This is a genomic window from Dietzia sp. NPDC055877, assembly GCF_053615975.1.
This window is the reverse complement of the sequence record NZ_JBSHCV010000011.1, coordinates 22,054-41,182: the sequence shown is the minus strand read 5'-3', so window position 1 is coordinate 41,182 and position 19,129 is coordinate 22,054. Positions and strand designations below refer to the sequence as shown.

At 68.8% G+C, this 19,129-nt stretch carries 15 protein-coding genes; 7 read left to right on the top strand and 8 right to left on the bottom strand.

The window, feature by feature from the left end; translation table 11 throughout:
* Positions 1-61: 61 nt before the first annotated feature.
* The gene (locus tag ACWGLC_RS12190; RefSeq protein ID WP_452100153.1) at positions 62-1,630 is read right to left on the bottom strand and encodes a DUF4185 domain-containing protein; all 1,569 of its coding nucleotides are present in this window, start codon (positions 1,628-1,630) and stop codon (positions 62-64) included.
* Positions 1,631-1,693: 63 nt separating this feature from the next.
* Here ACWGLC_RS12190 and coaE point away from each other — a divergent pair, with 63 nt between their 5' ends.
* Positions 1,694-2,776: a dephospho-CoA kinase gene (coaE, locus tag ACWGLC_RS12185; protein WP_452100152.1), complete on the top strand. Its 1,083-nt coding sequence runs from the start codon at positions 1,694-1,696 to the stop codon at positions 2,774-2,776.
* Between the two features lie 89 nt (positions 2,777-2,865).
* On the opposite strand, the gene ACWGLC_RS12180 is transcribed toward coaE, so the two are convergent.
* Positions 2,866-4,461 (bottom strand): DUF4185 domain-containing protein, encoded by a 1,596-nt coding sequence (locus tag ACWGLC_RS12180; protein ID WP_452100151.1) that lies wholly within the window; start codon positions 4,459-4,461, stop codon positions 2,866-2,868.
* 3 nt (positions 4,462-4,464) lie between these two features.
* Positions 4,465-5,898: a DUF4185 domain-containing protein gene (locus tag ACWGLC_RS12175; protein ID WP_452100150.1), complete on the bottom strand. Its 1,434-nt coding sequence runs from the start codon at positions 5,896-5,898 to the stop codon at positions 4,465-4,467.
* A 121-nt stretch (positions 5,899-6,019) separates the two neighbouring features.
* On the opposite strand from ACWGLC_RS12175, the gene uvrB reads away from it, so the two are divergent.
* Positions 6,020-8,149, top strand: a complete 2,130-nt coding sequence (uvrB, locus tag ACWGLC_RS12170) for an excinuclease ABC subunit UvrB (protein WP_452100149.1) — start codon at positions 6,020-6,022, stop codon at positions 8,147-8,149.
* Between the two features lie 93 nt (positions 8,150-8,242).
* Positions 8,243-8,692 carry a universal stress protein gene (locus ACWGLC_RS12165; protein WP_230931327.1) on the top strand — a complete coding sequence of 150 codons (450 nt, stop codon included), beginning with the start codon at positions 8,243-8,245 and terminating at the stop codon, positions 8,690-8,692.
* Positions 8,693-8,778: 86 nt separating this feature from the next.
* On the opposite strand, the gene ACWGLC_RS12160 is transcribed toward ACWGLC_RS12165, so the two are convergent.
* The 4 genes from ACWGLC_RS12160 to ACWGLC_RS12145 form a co-directional block, all read right to left on the bottom strand.
* A complete protein-coding gene (locus ACWGLC_RS12160; protein WP_452100148.1) occupies positions 8,779-9,201 on the bottom strand; it encodes a DUF732 domain-containing protein in 423 nt (140 codons plus the stop codon).
* Complete coding sequence (locus ACWGLC_RS12155; protein WP_452100147.1) at positions 9,198-11,633, bottom strand: HelD family protein; 2,436 nt, start codon at positions 11,631-11,633, stop codon at positions 9,198-9,200. The genes ACWGLC_RS12160 and ACWGLC_RS12155 overlap by 4 nt, the downstream gene beginning before the upstream one ends.
* A gap of 143 nt (positions 11,634-11,776) precedes the next feature.
* On the bottom strand, positions 11,777-12,826 hold the full coding sequence (locus ACWGLC_RS12150) for a DoxX family protein (RefSeq protein ID WP_452100146.1): 1,050 nt from the start codon (positions 12,824-12,826) through the stop codon (positions 11,777-11,779).
* 216 nt (positions 12,827-13,042) lie between these two features.
* Positions 13,043-13,744 (bottom strand): MBL fold metallo-hydrolase, encoded by a 702-nt coding sequence (locus ACWGLC_RS12145; protein ID WP_452100145.1) that lies wholly within the window; start codon positions 13,742-13,744, stop codon positions 13,043-13,045.
* 136 nt (positions 13,745-13,880) lie between these two features.
* Here ACWGLC_RS12145 and uvrA point away from each other — a divergent pair, with 136 nt between their 5' ends.
* Entirely contained in the window at positions 13,881-16,949 is a 3,069-nt protein-coding gene (uvrA, locus tag ACWGLC_RS12140; RefSeq protein WP_452100143.1) for an excinuclease ABC subunit UvrA, read from the top strand.
* Between the two features lie 83 nt (positions 16,950-17,032).
* Here uvrA and ACWGLC_RS12135 read toward each other — a convergent pair whose 3' ends face one another.
* Positions 17,033-17,431 carry a DUF1844 domain-containing protein gene (locus tag ACWGLC_RS12135; RefSeq protein ID WP_230931333.1) on the bottom strand — a complete coding sequence of 133 codons (399 nt, stop codon included), beginning with the start codon at positions 17,429-17,431 and terminating at the stop codon, positions 17,033-17,035.
* 321 nt (positions 17,432-17,752) lie between these two features.
* On the opposite strand from ACWGLC_RS12135, the gene infC reads away from it, so the two are divergent.
* The 3 genes from infC to rplT all read left to right on the top strand — a co-directional run bounded on the left by infC (position 17,753) and on the right by rplT (position 19,123).
* Positions 17,753-18,376 (top strand): translation initiation factor IF-3, encoded by a 624-nt coding sequence (gene infC / locus ACWGLC_RS12130; protein WP_230931334.1) that lies wholly within the window; start codon positions 17,753-17,755, stop codon positions 18,374-18,376.
* Between the two features lie 101 nt (positions 18,377-18,477).
* Entirely contained in the window at positions 18,478-18,672 is a 195-nt protein-coding gene (gene rpmI / locus ACWGLC_RS12125) for a 50S ribosomal protein L35 (protein WP_007630819.1), read from the top strand.
* Positions 18,673-18,742: 70 nt separating this feature from the next.
* The gene (rplT, locus tag ACWGLC_RS12120) at positions 18,743-19,123 is read left to right on the top strand and encodes a 50S ribosomal protein L20 (RefSeq protein ID WP_182632080.1); all 381 of its coding nucleotides are present in this window, start codon (positions 18,743-18,745) and stop codon (positions 19,121-19,123) included.
* The last annotated feature ends 6 nt before the right edge of the window (positions 19,124-19,129 follow it).

Genomic DNA, 19,129 nt, shown 5'->3' with positions numbered 1-19,129 from the left:
GTCGTACGCGCCCTTCAGACGCGCACGGCTGTGGGACCGCGGTTCACCGCCCGAGGGCGGTTCAGCGGCCCGCCGGTTCCGTGATCGGCTCGGGTGCGGCCGGTGCGGTCTCGGCGGCCTCCTCCAGGCGCTGCTCGTCGATCACGCCCTCGTCGTTGATGGCGCCGGCCTTCACCGCCTCGCCCACGGTGATACGGGACTGCACGTCGGTCTTGGTGTCTGCGGTGGGTGCGCTGAAGTCGAACTGGTCGAGGTCGGTGCGCAGCAGGAAGACGTTGTAGGCATCCCACGTGGAGAGTGTGTAGTAGAGGTACCTCCCGCCCGACGTGATCGACTCCGGGTGGATCATCGGTGCGTAGGCGTTGGGGAACATGCGCCGGTTGACCAGAGTCTGGGGCTCGGACCAGGGGCCCTGTGGTTCGTTTGCGACCCGCATCGAGACGACGCCGCTCGCCATCGAGGTCAGGGACACGTACTTGTCCAGGTGCTCGTTGTACGCCACGGAAAGCTCCTCGACCGGTCGCGGAAGGACCTCGTAGTCGGTCGGCTCGTTGGCCCAGGCGCCTTCTCCCGCGTACCACTCGTATGCGGTGGGGTCCTCGATCTTGTCGAGATCGACACGCGCGAGCGTGGCCAGCCCGCGACGCCCGGACGGGGTCATGTACTCGTACAGGTGGCCGTCGGCCTCGAGGAAGGCGCTCATCTGCATGCCGTACCAGCGGTCCTGGTCGACTGCGGGCAGGTTCTCAGCGGTGTGTGGCGTATCGAACTTCACCGACTGGTTCCAATCAGTGAAGTTGGTGACGCGGCGCATCGAGTCGGTGAGGACGGTCCAGGTGGCGCCGTCGTCCTCCGACTTCACCAGTGCGGAGTAGTTGGTGTTCCAGCCACCCGGGGCGTTCCAGTCCCGCACGGACATGACGCGCATGTACATGGTGTCGCCGACGCTGATCGCGGCGGTGGGTATCACCGTCACCTCGCCCACGCCGTTCGCCTGGTGGGCGCCCTGGACCAGCGCGGTTGCCTGCTTCCCGTCGGAGGGCCGCGCGCCGGTGATCCTCAGACCGTTCGTGGGTGTGCCGGACTGCGCCGTGAGCATGACGTTGGACCGCCAGCTGTTGTCCGTCAGGGTGCAGTCGCCGAAAGTGTCCCCGAACATCACCATCGTCTCGTCGCCGTGCTCGAACATGATCCCGAGGTCCGTGCCGTGGATGTTGTACGCGGAATCGGTCTTGGCGGGGCTGGTGGGGCCGGTGACCAGCTGGAGTACGGACGTGGCGCCCTTGAGTACGGGGATCGTGCCCTGGTCACTGGTGATCCACCGCGGGAAGTCGCGCACGGAGGAGGCCGCGACACCGGCCACGGAGTTCGCGGCGTCGGCGAGTGAACCGGTGGTGAGGTTCAAGCCCAGCGAGGCGGGAGGGAAGTTGCCGAGGAAGTTGTTGCACGGCCCGCTCTGGGACCCCGTCGATCCGGTCGATCCCGCTGAGCCACTCGACCCGGGCAGTCCAGCGGAGCCGAGCGAGCCCGAGGACTGGGCGGCGGCGGTGACCGGGGCCACGAGGGATACCGACATGACGGCCACGGGCACGGTGAGGAGAAGCGAGTTGATCGCTGAACGACGACGCATAAGGGGGAGTTTAGGGGAAGTGGTTATTGGGGTGCACATTGATGGGTCACTTACACTCCAGGCATGTTGATGGTGGGTCTGACCGGAGGGATCGGTGCCGGTAAGTCGACGGTGACCGCGGTGCTCGCTGAGGCCGGGGCGGTGATCGTCGACGCGGACCGGATCGCACGTGAGGTCGTGGAGCCGGGCACTCCGGGCCTGGCCATGCTCGTCGCCGAGTTCGGCGAGCAGATCCTCGGCGTGGACGGGGCATTGGACCGGGCGGCCCTGGCGGGGCTGGCGTTCGTGGACGCGGGGCGCACCGCCGCGCTCAACGCGATCACGCACCCGTTGATCGGCCAGCGCACCGCCGAACTGTTCGGCACGGCGCCGGAGGACGCGATCGTCGTGCACGACATGCCGTTGCTCGTCGAGGGCGGGATGACCCCGGGATACAACCTGGTGATCGTGGTGGACACGCCCGCCGATATCCGCCTACAGCGACTCGTCGAGCAGCGCGGAATGCCCGAGGACGACGCACGGGCCCGCATGTCCCGGCAGGCCACCGACGAGCAGCGGCGAGCGGTCGCCGACGTCCTGCTCGACAACTCGGGGGAGCGTCAGGTCGTCGCGGATCTGACGCGATCGCTCGTCGAGTCCCGGCTGCTGCCGTTCGAGCACAATCTCCGGACCGGCACGCCGGTGATAGGGGATCGGGCGGTCGTGCCGTTCCGTCCCGAGTGGGCGGGCGAGGCGGAGCGGGCGTCGGCGCGGCTGGGCCACGTCCTGGGGGAGGTCGCCGTGCGGATCGACCACGTCGGTCCGACCTCGGTGGGCGGACTCGATGCGCCGGACATCATCGATATCCAGGTGACGGTCCGTGATGAGGCGGGCCGGGACGCGGCACTGCGCGCGCTCACCGCCGCGGGCTGGGTGAGGGACCGTTCGAGCGAACGCCCGCTGTTCCACTGGTGCGATCCCGCGCGGCCCGTCGAGGTGTCGGTCATCGCGGAGGACGACCCGGAACACGAGTTCTCTTTACTCATGTCGGAGGTGATCGCCGATGATCCCGCGGCCCGCGAGGAGTACGCCGGCATCCTTCGACGCGCGGATCGCGACGAGACGCGGCAGTGGGAGCGCGCGCGATGCGCGTCTGCGCGGTCCTGACAAGGAACGCTGCCGCGCGGTCCTGAGTAGCCGAGGACCGGACACCTGAAGGCCCGGCTTTCGCCGGGCCTTCAGGTGTCTTCATCGGATCACTCGGTCGGGACTACCCCGTTCACCAGTTCGGCGACCGGAACCTGTCGCACGACCTCGGACTGTGCGGGCGACGCGGCCCTCGCGGTCCGCAGAGCGGAGGGGGCCGGGAACAGCTCGTTCAGGTCGGTGCGCACGAGGAACACGTTGTATGCGTTCCAGGTGGTGACCAGGTAATACAGATCGCCACCCTGTGCCCACGGGTGCATGAAGCCCCCGTATACGCCCGGCAGCATCGAGTAGTCGATCAGGGCGGTGGTGTCGCTCCACGGCCCCTCCGGGTGGTCCGCGGTGCGCATGACGATCGAGTCGAACCCCTTGGAGTACATCGCCGTGTACTTTCCCAGATGCTCGTTCCACATGGTCGACAGCTCGCTGGCGGGGGCGGGCATCACGACGGAGGCGTCCTCGATATCGGGCACCCACGCCTTCGCATCCCCGTCCCAGTAGTCGTAACCCGCCGGATCGAGCACGCCCGTGAGAAGTGTGTCGTCGGTGAGGTCGTCGTCGCCGAGTTCGGCAGCGGTGGGGGAGTCGCCCGTCGCCACCCGCGCCAGGATCACCGCGCCCTGCCGGCCCGAGGGCGTCAGATACTCGTACAGGTAGTCGTCGTCCTGGCCCTTGACGAACGAGCTCATCTGCGCTCCGCGCCAGGAGCTGTCGACGGCGGGCGCGCCGTCGCCGACGGGCACCGCGTCGGTGATCGGCCGGGCCATCTCGGGCACGGGGGTCCAGTTCTCGCCGTTGTCGGTGGAGTAGGCGATGCCCGAGTAGTTCGTCGTCCACGATCCCGGCTGTCCCCAGTGCGCCACCGACATGTAGCGCAGGTACTGCACCCCGTTGACGGAGATGCCCGCGGTGGGGATGATCGTCACCTCGCCGGGCTGGTCGGCCCGGGGCACGATCGACTTGGCGAGCCCGTCGGCCCCCATCGCGGCGGAGTCTATGGTGATGCCGTCGTCCAGCACGGCGTCGCCGGAGCGGAACAGGACGTTGGAGCGCCACTGGTTGCCGGGCACGGAGCAGTCGCCCATGGTGTCGCCGAAGGCCATGAGGATCTCGCGATCATCGGCGTCGCCGTTGTCCCACATGATGCCCAGGTCGGTTCCCCCGACCCCGTACTCGGCGAGGGACTCGGAGGGGCTGGTCGGGCCGGTGACCAGCTGCAGGAACTGGGTGGGGCCGCGGAGGACGGGCACGGTGCCCTCCTCGCCGGTGATCCACGGCGGCATCCCGTAGACGGAGCCCACGAGCGGATCGAGCGATCCGGAGAGACCGTTGCCGACCGACCCGGTCTCGAGCTCCTGCACGAGCGACCCGGACCGGTCCGCTGACCCCAGCGACCCGGAAGCCGAGCCCAGCGACCCGGAGTCGCCGGTTGAGCCGAGCGACCCGAGGGAGCCGGTGGCCATCCCTGCGCCGGTCCGGTGTTCGAGTAGCGAGCCGAAGTTGCCGAACATCTCGCTACAGGGTCCGGCGTCGGCCGTGCCCGCGCCGAGTGTGCTGACGGCCGTCACCGTGGCGGCGGCGGTCACGGTGACAGCGGCCGCCGAGGCGAGGCGCCGGGCGAGGGAGGGGGTGAGGGGGCGGGTCATGTACTAGGCCTCCGGGAGGGGGATTCGGTCGACGAGAACGGTCTCGCCGGTGTCTGCGGGGTCGGGGGTGTCGCGGGTCCAGCTGTCGTCGGCGGCGCGCATGCGGGCCGCCGCGGACGGCGCCGTCCGCGCGGGGAGCTCATCGAGATCCGTCTTCATGAGGAAGACGTTGTAGGCGTCCCACGTGGACAGCGTGAAATACAGATCATCCCCGTTCGTCTTGATCGCGGGACTCCAGGGGTGCGCGAACGCCCCGTAAAGGGTGGGGAGATGGTCGTACGACAGGAGGATGTCCCTGCCCGACCACGGTCCCTGGGGCGTCGGGGCCCGGCGCATGACGACGTCGTTGTTCTGGTCGGTGTACAGCGAGATGAACTGTCCGAGGTGCTCGCTCCAGGAGACCGATAGTTCGCTCACCCGGCCGTCGAGCACCACCGTCGCGGCGTCCTGATCCGCCACCCAGCCGGTGCCGTCCCAGAATTCGTAGGCGTCCATGTCCTCGATCGAGGCCTCGTCGACGCGGGCGAGGATCGCCGAGCCGTTGCGGCCCGACGGGGTCAGGTACTCGTAGACGTGACCGTCGTGTTTGAGGAAGGCGCTCATCTGCCCGGCGGTGTGTGCGGAGTGCGGTTCCCCGAGAGCGGACGGGACCAGCGCCGGATCGCCTGTCCCCGTACGGGCGGTGCCGGCGACCTCGGTCCAGATTTCGCCGTTGTCTGTGGACTTTGCCAGGGCCGAGTAGTTGGTGGTCCACTCGCCGGGTGCGCCCCACGTCCGCACGGACATGTAGCGCACGTACTGGGTCGTCCCCACGGCGACGCCCGCGGTCGGGATCACCGTGGTCTCACCCGGGACGTTCTGCCGGGGCAGGATCGACTTGGCGATGCCCGCGCGTTCCATCGGGGCGTCGTCGATGCGCATGCCATCGGAGAGGTCGCGGTCCGAGGAGCGGAAGAGGATGTTGCTGCGCCACTGGTCGCCGTCGACGCTGCAGTCGCCCATGGTGTCGCCGAGCGCCATGTGCACCTGGTTCTTCCCGTCGGCGTTGCCATTCTCCCAGAGTATGCCCAGGTCGGTGCCGGTTATCGCGAAGCGGTCCACGGTGTCGTTGGGGCTGGTGGGCCCGGTCAGGAGCTCGACGGTGGTGGTGCGGCCCTCCAGCACGGGGATGTATCCCGACTCGCCGTTGTGCCACGGGGTGGCGGGGTTCGACGGCGCCGCGGACGAACCGCCGAGGCTGCTCGAGCCGCCCCCGCCGCCCCCGCCGCCGGCACCCGACGGCGGCCAGGGGTCGCAGGGGGCTGCGGCCGCGATCGGCGCGGCGAGGGTGAGGGTCCCCGCCGCGAGGGCGGTGGCGGTGGCCATCGCCGCGGGTCGGCGCCCGATGCGGTATCCGGGGCGGTGGGAAGTACGACGACGACGAGGTTCATTGAACACAGGGCGACTCCAGACGGACGAGCACGATTCACGCCGATTCATGGACGGGGCGGCGATGCGGGCGGTGGAGGCGTAAACACTAGACGAGCGGGACGCGTCGCAGGCTCGTATCCTGGATGTCATGGCTTTCGCGACCGAGATCCCCGACGACGGGATCCCCGTCGACCCGACTGTCCTGTCCTACTCGGAGTTCCGTCCGATCGGCGATATCGAGCGCAGTACGGACCGTTTCGAGGTGGTCAGCGAGTTCACGCCGTCGGGCGACCAGCCCACGGCGATCGCAGAGCTGGCCGAGCGGCTGGGCCGGGGCGAGCGGGATACGGTCCTGCTCGGCGCGACCGGTACCGGCAAGTCCGCCACCACGGCGTGGCTCATCGAGCAGGTGCAGCGGCCGACACTGGTGATGGCCCCCAACAAGACGCTCGCGGCGCAGCTCGCCAACGAGTTGAGGGAGATGCTGCCCAACAACGCGGTCGAGTACTTCGTGTCCTATTACGACTACTACCAACCCGAGGCGTACATCGCCCAGACGGACACCTTCATCGAGAAGGACTCCTCCATCAACGACGATGTGGAGCGGCTCCGGCATTCGGCCACGTCCTCGCTGTTGTCTCGCCGCGACGTCGTCGTCGTCAGTTCCGTCTCCTGTATCTACGGCCTGGGCACCCCGCAGTCCTACCTCGACCGCTCAGTGGCGCTGTCCGTCGGGCAGGAGGTCGACCGCGACCAGCTGCTCCGGCTCCTCGTCGACGTGCAGTACGAGCGTAACGACGTCTCGATGACCCGCGGGACGTTCCGGGCCAAGGGCGACACCGTCGACATCATCCCCACCTACGAGGAACTCGCCGTCCGCATCGAGTTCTTCGGCGACGAGGTCGACGCCCTGTACTACATCCACCCGCTCACCGGGGACGTGGTGCGCAAGGTCGACGAGGTGCGCATCTTCCCGGCCACCCACTACGTCGCGGGTCCGGAGCGCATGGCCAGGGCGATCGCCTCCATCGAGGAGGAACTGGAGGGGCGGCTCGCGGAACTGGAGAACCAGGGCAAGCTGCTCGAGGCCCAGCGGCTTCGCATGCGCACCACCTACGACATCGAGATGATGCAGCAGGTCGGCTTCTGCTCCGGCATCGAGAACTACTCGAGGCACATCGACGGGCGCGCGGCGGGCAGTTCGCCGGCGACACTGATCGACTACTTCCCGGAGGACTTCCTCACGGTGATCGACGAGTCCCATGTGACCGTCCCCCAGATCGGGGCGATGTACGAGGGCGACGCCTCCCGCAAGCGCAATCTCGTGGATTTCGGGTTCCGGCTGCCGTCCGCGCTGGACAACCGGCCGCTCACCTGGGAGGAGTTCTCCGAGCGGGTGGGGCAGACCGTTTACCTGTCCGCCACGCCGGGCAACTACGAGATGGGGCAGACCGGCGGCGAGTTCGTCGAGCAGGTGATCCGTCCGACCGGGCTGGTCGACCCGAAGGTGGTGGTCAAGCCGACCAAGGGCCAGATCGATGACCTGGTGGGGGAGATCAGGGCGCGCGCCGAACGGGACGAGCGGGTGCTGGTCACCACGCTGACCAAGAAGATGGCCGAGGATCTCACCGACTACCTGCTCGAACTGGGCGTTCGCGTGCGCTACCTGCACTCGGAGATCGACACGCTGCAGCGTGTGGAGTTGCTGCGTGATCTCCGGCGCGGCGAGTACGACGTGCTGGTGGGCATCAACCTCCTCCGCGAGGGACTCGACCTGCCGGAGGTCTCGCTGGTGGCGATCCTCGACGCGGACAAGGAGGGCTTCCTCCGGTCGAGCACCTCGCTCATCCAGACCATCGGTCGTGCCGCGCGAAACGTCTCCGGCGAGGTCCACATGTACGCGGACCGGATCACCGACTCCATGCAGCACGCGATGGAGGAGACCGATCGGCGCCGCGAGAAGCAACTCGCCTACAACGCCGAGCACGGGATCGACCCGCAGCCGCTGCGCAAGAAGATCGCCGACATCCTCGATCGGGTCGGGGAGGATCGGCCCCTGACGGGCGATGCCCAGGAGCGCCCCGAACTCGTCGGCGCCCGCGCGGTGGGCGATGCCGCCCGTCCTCGGCAGGAGTTGGAGAAGCTCATCGAGGAGATGACCGAGCAGATGGTTTCTGCGGCTACAGATCTGCGGTTTGAGCTGGCCGGACGCCTCCGGGACGAGATCGCCGAGCTCCGTAAGGAACTCAAGGGTATGCGCGAGGCCGGTATCGAGTGATAGCTCATCTGTGATGTGACACGCTTACCCCCTACGGTGGCGGCCTCTGCCGTCTACGCTGGATGAAACGTGTTCCCTAGGAGAGGACTGAGAATGAGCGCCTACACCAAGGTGATCGTGGGGACGGACGGGTCCGAGTCGTCGTACCGTGCGGTCGAACGTGCCGCGGTTCTGGCGGCCGACGCGTCTGCGACCCTGGTGGTGGCCTGCGCGTACGTGCCGGCCGATCAGCGGTCGGTCAGCCAGGTGGCGGATCAGATGGGCGAGGACGCCTACCAGATCCGTGGCGACAATCCCGCCGAGGACATCGTCCGCGGCGCCAAGGACAGGGCCCACGCCGCGGGCGCCACCGAGATCGAGGTGCGCACCGTCAAGGGCGCCCCGGTCGAGTCGCTCATCTCCCTGGCGGAGGAGACCGGCGCCGACCTGCTGGTCGTGGGCAACAAGGGTCTCAACTCGCTCACCGGTCGGCTCCTGGGTTCGGTGCCCGCCGACGCCGCGCGTCGCGCCACCTGCGACGTGCTCATCGTCCACACCACCTAGCAGCACGCCCGGCCAGGGAACCGTGGGCATCGTTCGGCACGGAACTCCGGGGGCGGGGCGCTCGTCTTGCATCGAGGCCGGCCGGATCAGTCGCAGAGGTGAGCCCGGCTGGCCTCCACGATGGTGCGACCGACGCGGTCGGTGTCCTGGTCCCTGCTCTGTGTGGCGATCGCGCTGCTGAGGGGGCGGATCTGGTCGAGAATGGTCTCGGTGTCGACACCTTCCGCGGTGTTCTCGCAGATCCCGATCCCCACCTCGACAGTGGTTTCGGCGCTCATGCCGGTCGGCAGCCCGAACTCCGCGAGATCATCGAGAAACGCCTGCTCGGCGTCGGTCCTCGTCTCCGGTGCGGGGTCGGCAGGTGCCGGCGCGCTGTTCGCCTTCACGGAGGTGGGGGAGTCGGCGGCGGTCTCCGACGCCACCTCGGCCGCCTGACCGCACCCGCCGGCGGCCAGCGCGAGGATGAGGAGGGCCGGCACCACCCGGACGCGATCCGGAACGGACCTCATGCGGTGAGTTCCTCTCTGCTGCCGGCCAGCGTGTCCCGGATCTCCGCGAGCAGGGGGCCGAAACCTCCTGGCTGGGCCAGGACCAGCTCCTGCGTCGCCCGGGTCGTACCCACGTAGAGGTCCTGGAGACCCTGGGGCGAGCGTGCCAGGATCTGTTCGGGATCGATCACCACCACCACGTCGAACTCGAGCCCCTTGGCCAACGCCAGCGGCAACACGGACGTGCCCGGGCGGACGCGCTCGACCGCCTCGCGAAGATCCGGATAACCGGTCGACGCGGCGGAATCGTTCACACGACCACCGTCCGCTGTGCCGTGACCGTCCTCCGAGTGGACGTCGTTGTCGTCGTCGTACTCGTTCCCATCCGGGACCACCACCGCCACGGCCCGCTCGGGCGATACGGCGGTGACCCGCTGCACCACCAGATCCACCAACGACGCGGCGTCCGGTTCCGCCCACTCCACCGGGTGCCGGCCCTGACGGACCGGACGCGGCGACGTCGCCGCGGGGTCGATCTCGGCGAGCAACGCCTCGGCCACCGCCGACACGGTCGCCGGGGTCCGGTAGTTGACGGTGAGCTCGCACAGCACCCACCGGTCGTCCACATACGGCGACAGCGCGTCGCCCCACGAGTCGATACCCGCCGGGCTCGACGTCTGGGCCACATCGCCCACCAGGGTCATCCAGCGGTTGGGGGAGCGGCGCATGAGAGTGCGCCACGCCATCGCCGACAGCTCCTGCGCCTCGTCGACGATCACGTGCCCGAACGCCCACGTCCGGTCAGCACCGGCGCGGTCGGCGACGGTGAGATCGGAATCCGCGCTGTGCCGACGGGCCAGCGACTCCGCATCCACCACGTCGTACGCCATGAGCACCTCGGGGTCGAGATCATCCTCGATGTCCTGGACCGCGGAACCGGTGAGGATCTCGAGTGCCTCCTCCGCCTGACGGACCTGCTCGGCCCACGCGCGATCGGCCTCGGTGCCCTCCTCCGACGGGTCGTCGCCGAGGAGCTCCGCCAGCTCGTCCAACAGCGGGACGTCGGCCACCGAGAAGGCGTAACCGTCCTCGCGGAACAGCGCCTCCTGGTCCTCTGCCACATAGTCGCCGGCGGCCTCGGTGATCCGCTCACGACTCGACAGGAGCTCCGCGAGAAGCCGCTCGGGTCGCAGTACCGGCCACCACTCGTCGATGGCCTCGCCCACCTCGACGGACTCCTCGACTTCCGTCCGGAGAGCGGCCCGGTCCTCGGCGTCCAACAGGGGGCGGGCCGGATCGCCCAGATCGCCCAGGCCGTCGCCCCGGGGTGCCCACGCCTCGTCCTCCGCGTCACCCACGGGATCGGTCAGGGCGGCCATGTACTGCTCGGTCAGTGCCTCCGTGATCCGCGTCGCGAACGCGTCCCGCGCCTGATTGTGCGGGCGGCGCGTCATCCGGGCCCGGCCGCGCGCGGCACGGACCGTCGCCGGTTCCAGGACCAGCCGGTGGCCGTCGACGTGGACCTCCACCTCGTCCGCGGGGGCGAGCTGGCGTGCCCGCACCGCGGCCCTGAGGATGTCGACCATCGCCTCCGAGCCCTTGACCTCTTCGCCGCGCAGGGACTCGGGACCGGTCGCCCTCACCCCGGGGTAGAGGTCCCCGAGAGTCCGCAGAACGACCCCCGACTCGCCGAGGGACGGGAGGACGCGGGCGATGTAGTCGAGGAACCGCGGGTTCGGGCCCACGATGAGCACGCCGCTGCGGTCCAGCCGCTGGCGATGGGTGTAGAGCAGGTAGGCGGCGCGATGAAGCGCCACCGCGGTCTTCCCGGTGCCGGGGCCACCCTGGACCACCAGGACCCCGGAGTGTGGGTTACGGATGATCTCGTCCTGCTCGCGCTGGATGGTGGCGACGATGTCCGTCATGTGGCCGGAACGGGCCGCGTCCAGCGCCTCGAGCAGCGCGGACTCACCCACCACGTCGTCGTGGTCCTCCGGCACGTCGCCGTCCACCGGGGCGGTGAGGAACTCATCGTGCACGCCGATCACCCGGCGGCCGATCGTGCGCAGATGGCGACGCCGGTGGGCCCCCTCCGGGCGGGCCGTCGTGGCCAGGTAGAAGGGCCGGCTGTGGTCGGCGCGCCAGTCGAGGAGAAGCGTCGTGAGGTCCTCGTCGTCGTCCCTCAGTCCCACGCGGCCGATCCGGCGGACCTCGCCGTCCTCCATGTCCAGGCGCCCGAAGTACAGGCCCAGGTTGGCGGCGTTGAAGGACGCGAGCTCCGACGAGTACAGGCGGGCGAACGACTCGCGCTCGGATCGGGCCTGGGGCGTCCCTCCGGTCCCGCGGAGAACGGCGTCGAGCCGCGCGCGGGTGTCCTTGCGCAACTCCTCGAGCCGGTCGAGGAGTCGACCGAGGTGTTCTTGCTCCTCGGCGAGGGCATCGTTTCCCGTCACGGGCGCTCCTTCCCTGGTGGACGGCTCTGGGCAGGACGTCCAGGCTACCGGTATTCGCGACAGGACCGACGACGACGACCCCGCCCGTCGACGGGCGGGGTCGTCACTGGACCCGGGCGGCCCCAGGGTGGGCCGGAGTGGCGTCAGGGCGCGATGGCCCTGGCCGCCTTCTTGCGCAGTTTGTCGCTCTTCTTCCGGGCGTCGGCGCCGGCCTTGCGGGCGCGCTTCTCGGTCTTGCCGCCCCGCTTCTCGGCCGCCTTGCGGGCGTCCTTCGCGGTCTTGCGCACGGCCGAGGTGTCGATCTCCTCGACCCGGTCGGCCACGTTCGCCGCCACGGACCCGGCGCGGTCACGCGCCTGCGCGGCGAGCGGTCCGGCCTCCTCCGCGGCGAGGTGTGCGGCGGTGGTGGCGCGCTCTCGTGCCTCTGCCGCGTACGGGGCGACCTGCTCACGGGCGTCGGCGACGCGGTCGCGCACCTGAGCGGCGATGACAGGGGCCTTGGACTTCACCAGTCCGGCGATGCCCGACGCCTGGTCACGAACCTGCTCGGCCACCTCGGGGGCCCGCTCGCGGACCTGTTCGGCCACCTCGGGCGCCTTGTCGCGGACGGTGTCGGCTGCGTCGCGCGCCTGGTCGGCCACGGTGTGCGCCACCCCGGCGACAGCCGAGCCGGCGGTGAGGGCCTCCGCCTTCGCCCCGGGCAACCTGGCCGCGACCTTGTCCCTGGCCTTGCCGGCGCGCCAGGCCAGCCCCGGCTGGCCGGCGGTGTCGGCGGAGGCGATCAGCAGTGCGCCGAGCAGTGCGACATCGGTTGCCAGGCCGGTCGTCTTACGGCTGCGCGCCGCCGGATCGGACTCCGTCCAGAACGCGTGACGACTGACCGTCGAGGGCACGTGTGACGCGGTCAGGGCGAGGGCCGACAACCGCGGCGCCTTGCCCAGCGCGAAGAGAGCGCCCGCGCCGATCTTGACCCCGGCGAGTGCCTTGACGAGGGTCTCGGTGTCCTTGGGGACGGGCGGCACGGTCGTGTTGACGCGCTCGTTGACCGCCTGCTCCCCCTTCTCCACCAGCGGGGTGGCCTGGTCGACCAGCGGGGCCGCATCGGCGACATGGGCCTGGGGATTACGCAACGTCTCGATGCCGTCGATGACGAAAACCGAGGCGAGCATTGGTCGTGCGAGTCGTCGGATCATCGTTCCTCCTGAATCAGTGGGAGTGCGTGCTCGAACCTAGTGCGAACTCGGGTGCCGCGCCTCCGATCGCGTCATCCCGGGTCGGTGTCGACGATGTCCGACAGGGGATGGGCTGCGGGAATCGTGTGACGAGTGGGATTGATAACGATTCGGATATGGCCGTCGCGACGGTTCGGTCGGGCGGCTGGAGCGGCGATCACCGATGTCCTTCTCCCGTCACCAGCCGCGGTCCCGCCACTCGGCCAGGTGCGGGCGCTCGGCCCCCACGGTGGTGTCGTCGCCGTGCCCGGGGTGGACCACCACGTCGTCCTCGAGCTCCGCGAACACCCGCGACTCCAGGTCGCTCATGAGACGGTCGAAGTCCTCCGGTGAGCCGGTCTTGCCCGGGCCGCCTGGGAACAGCGAATCACCCGAGATCAGGTGGGTGCCCTCGTCCGTCCTCAGCAGCAGGGCGATGCCGTCCGGGGTGTGCCCGCGCAACCCGATCACCTCGAGCCGCAGATCGCCGACGGTGAGCTGGTCCCCATGGGACGCATGACGATCGGTGGGGATGTCGATCGACCCGGCGTCACCAGGGGAGGCGATGGTGGTGAGACCGAGCGCCTCCACCGTCTCCGCGAGCCCGATCCAGTGGTCGGCGTGCAGGTGGGTCGTGAGCACCTCCTTGAGCGACGGGGCGTGCTCACGCAGGTGGGCGATCAGCTGAGGCGCGTCGTTGGCCGCGTCGACGAGGAGGACGTCGCCCGTCGCGACCGACTCGACGATGTACACGTTGTTGTCCATCTCGCCGACGGAGATCTTGGTCAGGCGGGCAGGACCCACGGTCCAGCGCTCGCCGGTGAGACGGCCGTCGAGACGGCCGGTGTAACCCTCGGTGAGGGTGATTCGGTCAGGGATTGGCGTGGTGGAAGTCGACATAGCTGCAGGCTACCGACGCTGCCGGTGGTCGGGGACCGGAAACATGTCGGACGACGTTGGTACCTTCGTGTGCGGGAACGGCGGCCATGCGGCACGTACGGCAATGTGGCGACCTCCCCCCGGAAGGAGAACCCCCATGGTGGACCGGCTGGTCGTCCGCGGCGCGCGTGAGCACAACCTCAAGGGCGTGGATATCGACGTCCCCCGAGAGGCGTTGATCGTGTTCACCGGTCTGTCGGGGTCGGGCAAATCCTCGCTGGCGTTCGACACGATCTTCGCGGAGGGGCAGCGGCGCTATGTCGAGTCCCTCTCGGCGTATGCGCGGATGTTCCTCGGCCAGATGGACAAGCCGGATGTCGACTTCATCGAGGGTCTCTCCCCGGCGGTGTCGATCGACCAGAAGTCCACCAACCGGAACCCGCGCTCGACCGTCGGCACCATCACCGAGGTGTACGACTACCTCCGGTTGCTGTACGCCCGGGCCGGCGTCCCGCACTGTCCCACCTGTGGTGAGGAGGTGTCGCGGCAGACGCCCCAGCAGATCGTCGACCAGATCCTGGAGGGCGAGGAGGGCGTCCGCTTCCAGGTCCTGGCGCCGGTGGTCCGTACACGCAAGGGCGAGTTCGTGGACCTCTTCGCCCAGCTCGCCGCTGACGGGTACAGCCGCGTCCGGGTGGACGGGGAACTGCACACCCTCGCGGAGCCCCCGACGCTGAAGAAGCAGGAGAAGCACGACATCGAGGTGGTGGTGGACCGTCTCGCCGCCAAGCCGTCCGCACGGCAGCGGCTCACCGATTCCGTGGAGACCGCGCTCGGCCTCGCGGACGGTGTGATCGTGATCGACTACGTGGATCTCGAGGAATCGGACCCGGGCCGGCGTCGGCGCTTCTCCGAGCACATGGCCTGCCCCAACGGTCACCCCATCGCCCTGGACGACATGGAGCCCCGGGCGTTCTCGTTCAACTCGCCGTACGGTGCGTGCCCGGTGTGTGACGGTCTCGGATCGCACCTCGAGGTCGATCCGGACCTGGTGGTACCCGATCCGGAGGTCTCTCTCGCGGACGGTGCGATCGCCCCGTGGGCGGGCGGCCAGAGCGCGGACTACTTCCAGCAACTCCTGACCGGACTTGCTGACGACATGGGTTTCGACCTCCGCACCCCGTGGCAGGAGCTGCCCGCGAAGGTGCGTAAGGCCGTTCTCGGCGGTGCCTCGACCAAGGTCCGCGTGCGCTACCGCAACCGCTACGGGCGGGTGCGGACGTACGACGCCAAGTTCGAGGGCGTCATGTCGTTCCTCAAGCGCCGGCTCGAGCAGACCGAATCGGAGTCGCAGAAGGAGCGGTACCAGGGCTACATGCGCGAGGTGCCGTGTCCCGCGTGCGAGGGCACCCGTCTCAAGCCCGAGATCCTCGCGGTGACCCTGAGCGGTCACGGCGGGCACGAGCGCTCGATCGCCGATATCAGCAGGATGTCCGTCGCGGACTGCGCAGCCTTCCTCGACGGGCTCGAACTGAACGCCCGGCAGGCCATGATCGCCGGCCGCGTGCTCAAGGAGATCCAGGCGCGCATGGGCTTCCTGCTCGACGTCGGGCTGGACTACCTGTCGCTCGACCGCGTTGCCGGAAGCCTGTCGGGCGGCGAGGCACAGCGCATCCGGTTGGCCACCCAAATCGGTTCGGGTCTGGCGGGGGTGCTCTACGTGCTCGACGAGCCGTCCATCGGGCTCCACCAGCGCGACAACCGACGCCTCATCGACACCCTGGTGCGTCTGAGGGACCTCGGGAACACCCTCCTGGTGGTCGAACACGACGAGGACACGATCAGGGCCGCCGACTGGATCGTCGATATCGGACCTCTCGCCGGCGAGCACGGTGGCCGGGTCGTCCACTCCGGTGACTACGAGGGGCTGCTGGCCAACACCGAATCACTCACCGGTGACTACCTCGCTGGTCGACGCTCCATCGCGCTCCCGCAGTCTCGCCGTGAACGCGATCCGGACAAGCAGTTGCGGGTGCGTGGCGCCCGCGAGAACAACCTCAGGAACGTGGACGTGGTGTTCCCCGGCGGCGTGCTGTGTGCGGTCACGGGAGTATCCGGATCGGGCAAGTCGACCCTGGTCAACGACATCCTCGCGACGGCGCTGGCCAACCAGCTCAACCGGGCCCGGCAGGTCCCGGGGAGGCACTCCGGGATCGACGGCGTGGAGTCGTTCGACAAGTTGGTGCAGGTGGACCAGTCGCCGATCGGCCGGACACCCCGGTCCAACCCGGCCACCTACACGGGCGTGTTCGACAAGATCCGCACCCTTTTCGCCGCCACCACAGAGGCCAAGGTCCGGGGCTACAAGCAGGGGCGGTTCTCGTTCAACGTCAAGGGCGGCCGCTGCGAGGCGTGCCAGGGCGACGGCACGTTGAAGATCGAGATGAACTTCCTGCCGGACGTCTACGTCCCGTGCGAGGTCTGCCACGGAGCGCGGTACAACCGCGAGACCCTCGAGGTGCACTACAAGGGCAAGACCATCGCCGAGGTGCTGGACATGCCGATCGAGGAGGCTTGTGAGTTCTTCGAGCCGATCACCTCGATCCACCGCTACCTCAAGACGCTCACCCAGGTCGGTCTCGGATACGTGCGGCTCGGTCAGTCCGCACCCACACTGTCCGGAGGCGAGGCGCAACGCGTCAAGCTCGCCGCCGAGCTGCAGAAGCGATCCAGCGGACGGACCGTCTACATCCTCGACGAGCCCACCACGGGCCTGCACTTCGAGGACATCACCAAGCTTCTCCTGGTCATCCAGGGGCTGGTGGACAAGGGCAACACGGTGATCGTCATCGAGCACAACCTCGATGTCATCAAGAGCGCCGACTGGGTGATCGACATGGGGCCCGAGGGTGGTGCAGGCGGCGGAATGGTGGTCGCCGAGGGCACGCCTGAACAGGTGGCGCGGGTGCCGGAGAGTCACACTGGGCGCTTCCTCGCCGAGATCCTGCCCGCCGGATCGCCGAGCGGTGAGGACGCAGCGGGCGATTCAGCGCCGGGCCCGGCCACGAAGCCGGCGGCCAAGACCGCGGCGAAAAAGTCCGCGGCCAAGGCGACACCCAAGAAGTCCACTTCAACGAAGTCGGCAGGGCAGAAGACCTCGGCGCAGAAGACCCCGGCGCAGAAGACCGCGGCCAAGGCCGCGCGAAAGGCCAGGTCGCTTCGCTGACACGCAAGGGCCGCCCCGGGGCGTTTCTGTCCCGGGGCGGCCCTGATGTGCGTGGGCGGGATCACGGTCCCGCGGGAAGTGAGTCAGTAGACGGGGCCGGTGAACTTCTCTCCGGGTCCCTCGCCGGGCGGATCGGGGTAGGCGCTGGCCTCGCGGAAGGCGCGCTGCAGGCCCTGCAGGCCGTCGCGCACCACGCTCGCCTGCGGGCCGAGGTGCTCGGCGGACCCGGCGACGAGGCCGGCCAGGGCGGTGACGAGCTTGCGGGCCTCGTCGAGATCGAGGTGGGCGCTGGCCGTCGGCTCATCGTCGGAGAGTCCGAGCTTCTCCGCGGCCGCGCTCATGAGAACGACGATGGACCGGAAGATGACTTCCTGAGCGGAGACGTCGGCCAGATCGACGATCTCGACCTCACGGGCATCGACGTGCTCCTCGAGGGGGCTGTCCGAGGCCTGGTCGGCGGATGCTGGCTGGTCGGTGGTCATGGCGAATACTGTCCCACGGACGGCCCGGTCGCGCGTGCACGGGCACCGGTTTGGGGGTCCCCGCCGAACCTGGTAGTCTCTACCTCGACTGTGGGATCCCGTTAAGCAATGGGGTCCATCGTCCAAGAGGAGCCTGATCTCCCACCATCCGACGCCAGTAGGGTTGTTTGATGGTCACCACCCCCGGCGAGGGGTCTGCGAAGTATGGCAGACGTGTCTTCGACGAGGGTGAGGAGTGAGAGGCCCCGGGTATTCGTACCGTGGGGCCTTCTCGGTTTTCCCGACGTTCGTCGGGGCGACCGGGGTCCCTCGAGGGCGCAGGTGCGATCACGCGAGTGGTCGACAGCACACACGCACCGTTACTACCGAGGAGGGCCCATCAGCGCCGAAGCACGTATCAACGAACGAATCCGTGTCCCCGAAGTCCGACTCGTCGGCCCCGGGGGCGAGCAGGTGGGGATCGTTCGCGTCGAGGATGCACTTCGTCTGGCCCTGGAGGCCGATCTGGACCTCGTTGAGGTCGCGCCCAACGCCCGCCCGCCGGTCTGCAAGATCATGGACTACGGCAAGTTCAAGTACGAGGCCGCGCAGAAGGAACGCGAGGCCCGGAAGAACCAGCAGCAGACCGTCGTGAAGGAGCAGAAGCTCCGTCCGAAGATCGATACGCATGACTACGAGACCAAGAAGGGGAACGTCGTCCGTTTCCTGGAGAAGGGCTCCAAGGTCAAGGTCACGATCATGTTCCGCGGCCGTGAGCAGTCACGGCCCGAGCTCGGGTTCCGTCTGCTGCAGCGGCTCGCGGACGACATCACCGACTACGGATACGTCGAGACCAGCGCCAAGCAGGACGGCCGCAACATGACGATGGTCGTGGCCCCCCATCGCGGCGCGAAGACCCGCGCCAAGGCGCAGGACTCGAAGGTCACCGACCCCGCTTCGGAGTAGTCCGCCCGGCTCTGAAACGCCGAACCAGACCCCGGACGTCCGCCGTCCGCCCCCCGAGACCCCACCGGGTCCCGGGACGAACCATGTGAGGAAGACCGATCATGCCGAAGATGAAGACCCACAAGGGCACCGCCAAGCGTTTCCGGAAGACCGGAACCGGCAAGCTGGTCCGCCAGCAGGCCAACCGCCGCCACATCATGGAGAAGAAGCCCACCAAGCGCACCCGTCGTCTCGACGGCCGCACCGACGTCGCCCCGGCCGACGTGCCCCGCATCAAGCGGCTCCTCGGGCTCTGAGCCCCTTCCCATACGTAGAACTTTCGGTCACCGCAGCAGGTGGCCACCCCAGACCAGTGAGGATTGACCAGTGGCACGCGTGAAGAGGGCCGTCAACGGCCAGAAGAAGCGTCGGACCGTACTCGAGTCCACCAAGGGCTACCGCGGGCAGCGTTCGCGGCTGTACCGCAAGGCCAAGGAGCAGATGCTCCACTCGATGAACTACAGCTACCGCGATCGTCGCCAGCGCAAGGGCGACTTCCGCAAGCTGTGGATCTCGCGCATCAACGCGGCGGCCCGCGCCAACGACATGACGTACAACCGCTTCGTCCAGGGCCTCAAGCTCGCCGGCGTCGAGGTCGACCGCAAGGTCCTCGCCGATCTCGCCGTCACCGACCCGGCCGCCTTCACGGCGCTGGTCGAGGTCGCGCGCAAGGCCCTCCCGGCCGACGTCAACGCTCCGGCGGCCTGACGTCCG